8 protein-coding genes and 2 pseudogenes are annotated in these 10,148 nt (G+C 58.6%); 7 read left to right on the top strand and 3 right to left on the bottom strand.

Translation table 11 applies throughout. From position 1 onward, the window contains the following. Positions 1-140 precede the first annotated feature (140 nt). Positions 141-740, top strand: a pseudogene (locus ACG74X_RS17475) (DUF736 family protein); the annotation flags it as partial. A gap of 373 nt (positions 741-1,113) precedes the next feature. Here the strand turns inward: ACG74X_RS17475 and ACG74X_RS17470 are convergent. The 3 genes from ACG74X_RS17470 to ACG74X_RS17460 are packed head-to-tail and all read right to left on the bottom strand — an operon-like array spanning position 1,114 to position 4,453. Then, a complete protein-coding gene (locus ACG74X_RS17470) occupies positions 1,114-2,535 on the bottom strand; it encodes a phospholipase effector Tle1 domain-containing protein (RefSeq protein WP_411236434.1) in 1,422 nt (473 codons plus the stop codon). Between the two features lie 30 nt (positions 2,536-2,565). Then, entirely contained in the window at positions 2,566-3,138 is a 573-nt protein-coding gene (locus tag ACG74X_RS17465; protein ID WP_232279258.1) for an SLATT domain-containing protein, read from the bottom strand. Then, a complete protein-coding gene (locus ACG74X_RS17460) occupies positions 3,128-4,453 on the bottom strand; it encodes an SMODS domain-containing nucleotidyltransferase (RefSeq protein ID WP_008282937.1) in 1,326 nt (441 codons plus the stop codon). Before ACG74X_RS17460 ends, ACG74X_RS17465 begins: the two co-directional genes overlap by 11 nt. Positions 4,454-4,873: 420 nt before the next feature. Here ACG74X_RS17460 and ACG74X_RS17455 point away from each other — a divergent pair, with 420 nt between their 5' ends. The 6 genes and pseudogenes from ACG74X_RS17455 (at position 4,874) to ACG74X_RS17430 (ending at position 9,653) form a co-directional block, all read left to right on the top strand. After that, positions 4,874-5,266 (top strand): antitoxin Xre/MbcA/ParS toxin-binding domain-containing protein, encoded by a 393-nt coding sequence (locus ACG74X_RS17455; RefSeq protein WP_037298748.1) that lies wholly within the window; start codon positions 4,874-4,876, stop codon positions 5,264-5,266. Beyond that, on the top strand, positions 5,259-5,993 hold the full coding sequence (locus ACG74X_RS17450; protein WP_411236433.1) for an RES family NAD+ phosphorylase: 735 nt from the start codon (positions 5,259-5,261) through the stop codon (positions 5,991-5,993). Before ACG74X_RS17455 ends, ACG74X_RS17450 begins: the two co-directional genes overlap by 8 nt. A gap of 734 nt (positions 5,994-6,727) precedes the next feature. Continuing rightward, positions 6,728-7,657 (top strand): DUF2493 domain-containing protein, encoded by a 930-nt coding sequence (locus tag ACG74X_RS17445; RefSeq protein WP_411236431.1) that lies wholly within the window; start codon positions 6,728-6,730, stop codon positions 7,655-7,657. Between the two features lie 132 nt (positions 7,658-7,789). Beyond that, positions 7,790-8,806, top strand: a complete 1,017-nt coding sequence (locus ACG74X_RS17440) for a GSU2403 family nucleotidyltransferase fold protein (RefSeq protein ID WP_411236429.1) — start codon at positions 7,790-7,792, stop codon at positions 8,804-8,806. 7 nt (positions 8,807-8,813) lie between these two features. Then, positions 8,814-8,909 (top strand): annotated as a pseudogene (locus tag ACG74X_RS17435) (DUF2493 domain-containing protein); the annotation flags it as partial. Between the two features lie 537 nt (positions 8,910-9,446). Beyond that, positions 9,447-9,653: a hypothetical protein gene (locus tag ACG74X_RS17430; RefSeq protein ID WP_007120662.1), complete on the top strand. Its 207-nt coding sequence runs from the start codon at positions 9,447-9,449 to the stop codon at positions 9,651-9,653. Positions 9,654-10,148: the final 495 nt, after the last annotated feature.

Genomic DNA, 10,148 nt, shown 5'->3' with positions numbered 1-10,148 from the left:
GCTTACCATCCGCCCGGCGCGGCAACCTTGCCAGAAACTCGCTTGTAGCTCCCATCGAGAAACTCCCTTCAAACCAAAGAAAGCTCTGAATCGCAGATCACGCGCTATGCCGTAAGTGTGCGGCGGAAACACCGGTTACGGATTACGACGTGACGGCAGTCAACAAATCAGGCCGCAAGGTGCGCATCGGCACGGCCTGGAACGAAACCGGCAATACCAGCGGCAACCCCTACATCTCGATGCAGATTGATGTCGGCTTGGGCCCGTTCCGGGTCAACGCGGTGCAGACGAAAGAGGCGTGTGCGGCCCAAAGCGGCGAATTCGAGATCATCCCGCTGGTCTCGAACGGCCTGATGAAGTCCGGCTCGATCTCGGGCGAGTTGACCGCCATGGACGCTGACAACGCCTTCACCGGCTACATCGCCAACATGATGTTCGATCTGGAGTTCATGCTGATCGAGAACAGCTACAAATCCGAGGAGACCCACCCGGATTACCGCGTCGAGGTCAGCTCGCCCCGGGGCACACCGATCCGCGTCGGATCGGCGTGGATGGCCAAAAGCAGCCGCACGGGCAATGACTACCTGTCGCTGCTGATCAACACGCCCGATGGCGATCTGCGCGTCAACGCCGTGCAGAACGAAGAACAGCGCGGCGGGCAGACCTTCTCGATCATCCCGTTCATCGACAGCGGTGAGCAGCCGCAGGACGCGGGCGCGGGGCTCTCGCTGGTCGCATGATCAACGCGCAAGATTAGACGATTTGCACCGAAAGGGGAGCCGTGGGATCACGGTTCCCCTTTAGTCTTGGCTCGATGTCGCAGCGAGACATATCTTACGATCCTTGAAACTACACCATCCATATACTACCAGAAGTTGAGATTGACAGCAATTTCGGTATGTTACACTGCAGCTTGGCAAATGAATCACTCGCTGTGGTCGTTGGGTGCCGGGTCAAATGAACTCGCACATTGCTGCGCAGAGCGTGATCTCAGGGGGCTCCTTTCGCGCGGCACTATGGTCTTCTCTCACTTGCTGTTCCTAATGCGACGTGGTCAGTCCAACATTAAGGTGCGCCGAAAGAGTTGTTGCGGAAAGGGCCCGAAGACGCATTTTACGTCTCATAGAAACGCTTTAGATCGCGTCGCTTGCTCAGCTGTTGCGGTCGATATGGTTTGACCTCTCCGAATTGAGCGACCGCGGTCGCCTGCATGCGTTCTTGTACGGATGGGTGGAGAGGGAAATCATCGCCAACTTCTCGGATTCCTTTTTTCCATGGGATGCTGATTGGTCCTAATCTCACGATCGCGTCCTCGCGATGCTGCAGGCCCAAGGGGTCAGGAGCGCGGTTGAGATAATTCTCGTTGATTTTGATTGAAGGCACACACTCCTTCAACTCATCGATCATCCAGTCTAGGGCGATATCACTGAGACGGGATTCGGCCTCGGGGTAGCTGCCACCGATATCGCTGTGACAACCCGGAAACCAGACCTGCTTGAGCCAAGCCGGTTCTCGATCCTTGGTCTCAATCGCGGCTTTTTTGGACGCCCATCCAACTCGTGGGAAGTCTGCGCGGTCTTCGTCGATCGCCATTGCGTGGCGGGCGTGGTTAACGTCGGGATCCAGCCACATGTCGTAGTTGCGCTTGTTCCAAGCGGCGAAATGCCCGGTCTTCAGTATCTGCGGCCAGTCTGTAAGGCGCCAAATCTTCAGTTTGCGATCAGGATCATCCGCGAAGTACTTGAAATTATCCAGTAGTAGAGAGCCAAGCTGCCAAATGAGGGCTCCGAGTAAGGCACCGAGAGGGATGACCAGTAGCAATGACCACCCTAGAACAAGACCGGCGACGAAGGCGGCGCCGGTTGCAAACGTAATACCCCAGACGAGAGTGCGCACGACTGCCGTCCGGAGTGACGCCACCGTATCGAAAACCCCGATGAAGGTCGGCTGGACGTTGCCTTGGTTTTCATCGCCCTCCTGCGGGGCACTCGAATACTTCTGGCGAAACCTGCGACCAAGCTCTTCGCGGTGCTTGAAGTAAGGGTTCTGCCCGCGAGGCTTTCCGGCACCGTGGTTATAGACGAACTTCACTGCATCCTTGGCGATCTTGCGTAAACCGGGCCCGTGTCGCGGAACGGGTTTGCCATCGGGCATTTCTGTTGGGATTCCGCAAAGGTTCATGACATTCGCCAGTGCCCTGACCGTGTAAGCCCCGCGCGAGAAGCCGAACAACAGCACGCGGTCGCCGGGCTCAAAATGGGCGATGATTTGTTCATAGCAATCGATGATATTGTGATCGATGCCGGTGCCGACTGCACTTTCGAGGATAGGTTTGACGCGGCCAAAGAGCCCCCCGCTCTCGCCCGTACCCAGCCCAGGATCGTAAAAGGCGACTTGATCCTTTGGGTTAATTGGTGAGTCTGGGCCGGGACGCATGGCGCGATACATCTTGTAGACGTTCGAAAGGCGTTGGTCTGGCCTAGATCCGCCCATTTGCCCGGTTCCATCGGAAAAAATACAGATATTCTTTGTCATTATTTACCTTTTGCCTTCAGTCTGATTGACTTATTTCTGTTTAGGTCGTCCGCCGGATCGCTTTAGCGAGAGCGGAAGAAAACAGTCTATCTCGTCATCTGTGACGGTCATGTCTTCCATCTCCTTCAGCCGTCTTTGGGCCTCCTTGTAGGCTTTTCCGTCAGTCTGAGGGGCTCCTTCATAAAGGGCTGCAAGCATAGCCTGTAATTCGTCGCGACGCTCAACTGCAACTTCATGTGAGAGTCTTGGAAGGTCGGTTAGAAGCGAGAGGTAGCATTCTCGGACGTTCCAGAGTTTCGCGGCCGCGTCACGGTGCTTTTGGGCGATGGCGCCGGGATCGAAGTTCTTCAGGTAAGCGGCCACGAACAGCGTTAGGAAAGAAATAACGACGGTTACAATCTCGACCCATGTCTCGTCTCCCACCACGACGCCGACTGCGCCAGCACTCGTTAGGGCTGAAAGCGCAATCTGAGCCATCTTGTACCGGCGAAGTGTGTCGGCAGAGCGATCGGCCATACGTTCGTGCGTTTTGTGGGTATAGACCACCCGTCCGAAGCATTCACGGACCTGATCCTCGAACGCGATATCGTAGTCAGGCGGCATAGTCTTCATCCTCGGCATCCCGGACACGAATCGGAACCCGGACGGTGTCGCGCGCAACGACCACGCCCCGACTGACCGCGTAGCATTCTACGAGGTGATCACCGCGGAAATTTGTGGTCTCTCGGCGCTCACCGCGACCTTCGTCGCGCACGATCTGCCCCCGGATCATGTCTCGACGCTCGGCTTCTTCGCCACGGTTCAAGACCTTCCAGAACACCTCGGCATCATCGGGAAGATCGGTTGCATCTGCGATGAAGAATCGAAGGCTCTTCTTCGGAAGCAGGACGCCATGCCGCTCCAAAAGGTCACGGAGCATTCCCGGCCGGAATCCATCCTGCGTCACTTCGCAGTTGATGCGAAGGTGGTATCGAATATCGACCGGAAACCTTTCTTCGACAAACTGCTCAGTATTTTTGAAGACATGCGCGAATGCCGCGGCCTCTCCCGCAGCACTCCTTACCGGTGCTGGGTAGGCGTTCCCGAACACATCCCGCCATTTCTGGCGCTCATTCTTCTGTCCGCTCGCGTCGATGGCTTTCACACATAGATCGTATGCCTTCTTCGCCTTCCGCTCGAACCGCTTCTTGACACGAACGCGTTGACGACTGCCAAGAGCTGCATACTCGGATTGCTTGGGCTGATCAGCCAGGAACTTGAAGAAATCCCGGCACATGTAATCGTAGTAGTGGAAGCTTTTGGTATCGTATTCGTCGGTTGACTCGAGGAAGTTGTAGGCGAGAGTGTCGATCAGAAGGCCGCCCATGGCGACGCCCTGCTTGTTCTTCCAGGCGCGCGCCATCTTGCACAAGTGGCGAAGGTTTCGGTTCTTGCGCTCATTGGCTTCTCTCATTTCATCGAGTTCAGCCTGCGGCTTGGTAATCTTCCACGACCCACCTTTTGCGTTGTCAGGGTACTTGTAGCTCCCATCAGCCAGCTTGAAGGCCGGCATCACTTCGATGTGGAAATCGTTGTACAGCACGCGGACAACCAAACGATCCACCTTGACGGTTGTCGAAGGGTATCGCCTCTTGATCGCATCCCTAGCATCATGAAGAAGCCTATTTTGGCCCTCTTCCTTGTAGGTGTCCCACTTCCCGGCGGGCATGATGTAAATCATGTCCAGGTCGGAAATGCCCTTGATCGCCGTCCAACGGCCATAGGAGCCAACTTGAAGGCTGTTAGCCGTTTTTGACTCTGTGTCGCGAAACTCCTTGTTAAGAGAAGCAGTGACTTCGCCGTATCGCAAGGCAATAGTCGCGGCATTGTCGATCTTGATATTATCGAGAAAGGTCTTGAAGTCGTCTGAGATGCCCATTGAAGCCTCACGATTTTTTGCCCTCAATGGGCGATTAGATGGTTGGTTTAGTCAGCCGCTTTGCCCTATCCGGTCGTTATTTCTCACGGACGGTGATCTTCGGATTTGACTTGCCGTGCTTCGCGGTGACAAACCGACCACTGATGGCGCTTCGATAGCTGCCGCCGGTTGACCCGCTCTTCCCGCGAGCTTCTTTCACGGTTGTTCGCGGGTGCGACTTCCCATGCGCCTGCGTAACATAGCGTCCTGATTTTGCGCTTCGGTAGCTACCGCCAACCTTTCTTTTCCCTGCCACTGCACTGCTCCTTTTTGTTGCATCTTCGCCAATTCGGACTAAACTAAGATTTGAGTCCTCATATGGACAGTCTACATAGGGACTCTTTTGGACGTCAAGTCCAAAAGCGGATAATAGGAGGATCAATGCAACCACATATAGGTTCTGCGCTTCAACCCGGCGCGGACAACATCAGGATTCCAGCCATTATGGATGCTTTTTCGAGACTTGCCGAAGACTGGGAGCTCTCGACTGATGAGCAGATAACGCTGCTTGGCTCGCCGGGGCGCTCGACGTTCTTCAAGTGGAAGAAATCCGGTGGCAATCTTCCGCATGACACTATCGAACGCATTTCTCACCTGCTCGGCATCTACAAGTCTCTGCAAATTGTGTTGCCGAACCCTGAAGCGGCGGATGGGTGGATAAAAAAGCCGAACGCGTTTTTTGATGATCGAAGCGCACTCGACGTGATGCTTGGTGGTAACGTTGTCGATATTTACAAAGTAAGAGAATATCTTGATGCACAACGCGGTGGATGACTTCGACGTAAAGCAGATCAATGGCGTTTTCTATGTGCTTATCCCGTCTCGATTTCCACCTGTGCCGCTCTATCAGCGCATCGCGGGTGGGCGCGACGACCAGGTCGCGGCTGTCGCAGATCTTCATAACCCTCGTGTTATGGAAAAGCAGCGCCTGCTAGGGCAAGGTTGTGTGACCGCAGATGATGTGTCTCCACGTTTTCAGAACTGGAACCATGCCCCGTTCGCCTATTCAAATCCGGAAGGTAGTTGGTTCTTCGACCGGTTCGTACGATGCCTAGAGATGTCGCAAGACAAACAGACAGCCTTGGCGGTCTCGGTTGCGAAAAGAGCGCTGTTCCTTAGCCGCACGGCGGAAGCTCCAATCGGGCTTGACATGCGGATGCTAAGCCGAAAGGTGTCTGGCGCGTTCTTAGACCTACGAGCGTTGCCTGTTGAGCTTTGTCAATCAGAACGGCGTAAACTTGGAAAGTTGCTTTGGGAGCGCGCCAAGACCGAAGGTTTGTCAGGCGTGCTATTCCGGTCATTCGAACGACCAAGCGGCACTCGCATTTGCGTGCTCGATGGCAATGTGCTTGACCGTGCAATTCAAGGTGAGCACTTCAGGTACTCATGGGATGGTGAAAAGGTTTCGTCGCTTTATGCTTTCGACAACTCTGGAGGTGACGAGGACAATTCGATCGATCCCCGCGACCTTGGCCAAGACGAAGATATTCTGGCGGCTTAGCATTGGTCATTTTGTCGCCAAGCTGACTGAAGGCTGTCGAGTTGACCCACTTTCAAATAGTGAGCGCTTCCGTGCCGCTAAATAGCGAATGATTGTTTCTGGTCCATCCTGCCGGACGTCCCATATATGACATTAACGTTTCCGACGCGACCGCTTCTTAGAAGCGGCATGACTTGATCATTGACCTGAGTCCCAGCCTTGTGGCCTCCCCTGCTCGGCTTCGCGTGTCGCAGGGGAGAACGGCCCTTCGGTCCGTCGCGCATTCGGCCATGCGGCCTCACCGCGGCGTCGCACCCAGGCCCCCGGTTTGCCCGCCTCGCGAGCACGTCCCTCCCCGACCGCTCCGCCAGATTGCGCTCTGGTCTGTTTTGCGGGGCAAAACGATCCCGCCGCTTCATCCGTCTCCCGCGTCCGGTCGGGCCGTTTGCCTGCTCGGGTCGGGCAAACCTACCGTCAAAACACACACACATGAGTGCGGAAGCATATCCTCCGGATGGCCCCCAAATCAGCCCGCGTCAAGGATCGCAAAACTTTTCGGCGAAGGCCGGGCCTGTGACGCGGGGCGGTCCCGTGCGTGAGGGCGCGCATGTGTCAGTTGCTGCGCTCGGAAAACTTTTGCGCCCGGCAAGCCGGCGGCTGCGCCGTCCCTGACCCGGGCAGATTCGGAAACCAGGCATTCGGCCATGCCCCCACACTCACGTGGTGGCCTTGCAACTGAATACTGGAGACCAGACATGGCTTATGACAATGCGAACACCTACGAGACCATCGAGCTTTTCGGCCTGACCGAGAAGGACGCGCAGCTGCCGATCCCCGAGGATCACGTGCTGACCGACCACATCATCCGCGAGAGCTTCGAGGCTTTGCTCGGGCGGCTGCGCGGGACCGGGCTTGAAGCAGAGATCGAACCGCTGGCCCATGGGCTCGCCACGATCCTGCAGCGGCGCAAGGTGGCGCTTGGCAAGGAGGTCGACCGCACCGCCGACAAGATCGGCGCGCTGGCAAAAGCTCACGACGGATCGGAGATCGCCGAGACCGCCATTGAGGAGGCGCAGGCGCGCTTTCTGCAGCTGCGCGAGATCGTCGGCGCCATCGAGGTGATGAGCGAGGCGGCAGCGGAATGCTACGAGGTCGAGACGGGCCACGCCTTCATCCCGGCAGCCGGGTCGCGGGTGAGCGGCCGGGCGCAAGAGACCGGGGCGGTCTTCGAGGCGCGGCAGCTCCTGGAGCAGCACGACCGCGAGACCGCCGAGAAGTCGAAAGTCGAGGGGGTTCCCCTGATCGTCTCAGGCGCCACCGACTGGACCGATGTCGATGTGATCTTCAACACGCTCGACAAGGTTCGCGAACGGATCAAGCAGAACCGCAACCAGGAGATCTTCCTCTGCCACAAGGGTGGCAAGCACGGGGCGGAGATGATTGCGGCTCGGTGGGCCCGGGCACGCGGGGTCGCACAGGCGCGCTTCGATCCGCGCTGGTCCGCGCACGGGCGGGCGGCACCGTTCAAGTGCAACGACGAAATGCTGGACGACAAGTTCGCGGCGACTGGGGTTGTTCTCTTCGGCGGCAACGGGGTCGCGCTGAACCTCGGGCAGAAGGCGGAAGCGAAAGGCCTGACGGTCATGCGGGTTGCTGACCCGGCTAAGAAGACTGCGGAGACTTAAACTGCGAGGGTCGCCTTCGGGCGGCCCTTTCGTCGTTCCTCATCGGCGTGACGGTTCCCCAAAACCTTATGCCTAGCAATTTTATGTTTTGATAGGTATACGTGTGCCAAGCAAAACTTGGAAATGATTGGCATGACCCCACTCAGCAGCATCGCAATGAGCGCCTATACCGACCTGGTGCGGCTCCTGAAGGACGACGCCTTGTCCGGTGTGGAAGGCAAGCCGACGCTCAAAGAACGCGGCGACAAGGCCTATTGGTATGCGGCGCGGCGCGTTGGAACCGAGATGCGGTTCATCTATATCGGCGAGGACAGTGACGAGACGCGTGCACGAATCGACCGGATCGAGGACCTGCGCGCGACCGCCAAGGATCGGCAGGCGGAACGGTCGAGGCTTGTTCGGCTCTTGCGCGCGGAAGGCATGACGCCCACCGATCGGGCAACGGGGTCCATCCTGTCGGCGATGGCGGCTGCCGGGACTTTCCGTTTGGGTGGCACCATCGTCGGAACCAATGCATTTCGCCTCTATGAAGGCGAGCTTGGTATCCGCCTGCCTATTGGCGGCATGGCCAACACCGGCGATATCGACATCGCCCAGTTCGAAAAGCTCAGCGTGGCGCTGCAGGATCAGGTTGACCCGGGTCTGGCCGAGACCTTCGCGGCGCTCAAATTTGATCCCTTACCGGCTCTTGACCAAGGTCGGACCTGGCGATGGGCGCAAGGCGGGAGTGGCCAGTTGGTCGAGTTTCTGACCCCGGCATTCGGAGATGAGACCATCCGCGATTTGCCCGCATTGGGCGTGAACGCCCAAGGATTGAACTATCTCAATTTCCTGATTGCCGAACCGATCCATGCGGCGGCGATCTATCGATCCGGCATACTCGTGCAGGTCCCGCGTCCAGAGCGCTATGCGATCCACAAATTGATCGTTGCTGATCGGCGGCGGGACGGGGAGGGGAGCCTCAAGTCGGCCAAGGACCGCGAGCAGGCGGCCTTCATGATCGAGGCAATGGCCGAGGATCGCCCTGATGACCTGGCCCGCGCCTGTGCCGCTGCTCTGGAGGTTGGCCCGCGCTGGAGGGAGCATATCGGCAACTCGCTGAAGCGGATGCCTAAGACGAAACTAATCCTCGACGGGTTGGGAGTGTGAGTGCCGCAATGGGGTTCCCCTGAACCTCGGGCAGAAGGCGGAAGCGAAAGGTCTGACGGTCATGCGGGTTGCGGACCCGGCGAAGAAGGCGTCGCAGGATTGAAGAGAGGGGGTCGCGCTTGGCGCGGCCCTTTCGTCATGTCTCATGGCGCGTGCGGTCGGTCAGGCGTGATCGCCAGCTCGCTGCGGCCAGCACCGTCATCCCTCTCCCCGGTCCGTCAGAGCGCGGCCCATCCGCATCGGTGCGGGCTGGGGATGGGGCGCACCTCACGCACATCGTCAGCAATGCAAGACGCGAGGGGTCGAGACGTCGCACTTGAGGCTGAAGACTTGCGCGTCCCTCGGGTAGGTTTCGGAACATCGCACCCACGCGGGCGGGCTCCGTCAGCTCCCCGGCCAGGCTTGGCGGGACGAGGACGTGGATGGTGGCTGCGGCGTGATGGCAAGGGTCATCCGGGTCTCTCCTTTTTGCTCATTGATGTGGATCGCACGGGGTCGGCCCGTCTGTGCCCTCAGCTCACGCTTCGGCAAGCACAAATACGGCTTCCACGGCTGGCCGCGGACCCTCCGCATTTGCGCTTGCGACCGGGCCTCCTGCCCCCGTGCCGGGTGATCCCCATCGCAACAAGGAGTAAACCAAATGACCAACCACTACGTCGCTACCGTCCCCGTCAAGTTCACCGATACCGATGGCCAGGAGCGCACCCGCTTCCAACGCGTGGGCGCGATGTTCCGCAACACCCGCAACGGGGACGGCTCGGAGTTCTTCAGCCTCAAGCTCGACTTCCCCGTCGCGGTCTCGGAGCTGGTGATGTTCCCGCCGAGCGCGAAGGATCCCCAGGACTGAATCCTCTGACGAGGATGGGCCGCCCCAGGACGATCTTGGGGCGGCCCGATCCCTATTCCAGGGATGCCGGGTCCGACGGTCAGATCGCCTGATGCGACCTCGAGAAGCTGCCGGTCACCGCGCGCTCAAAGAACGATCGCCGCCCGGAATGATCAGGCCGCGACAGGGCGGACAGTCAGCCTCAAGGGGGCCATCCACAAAAACCTATCGGCCAGGGCCTCCCGGTTTTTGCGGCAGAGATTTGGCAAGCCAAATCTGGCCCTCCTTGACCCTGCCTGTCCGCCCTGTCGGTGGGGTTTGCGCCCGCCCGCGGTTCGGTCCGAACACATGCGTGTTCGGCCAAACCCTCGGGCGGTGCTGGGGAAGGGGACCCCTATGGCAAGTGGGTCACCCGGTGGTGAGGGGGCAGGTCCGCGTCCCTACGGGCCGCGGGGGAAGCGGACACCAAGGCTGCCTGAGACTGAATGCGACGTACGTATATAATTGACAGCGAGG

This window comes from Marivita sp. S0852 (assembly GCF_046591575.1).
Lineage (GTDB): Bacteria > Pseudomonadota > Alphaproteobacteria > Rhodobacterales > Rhodobacteraceae > Marivita.
Note: the sequence above shows the minus strand (reverse complement) of the source record. Positions and strands in the feature narration are given on the sequence as shown.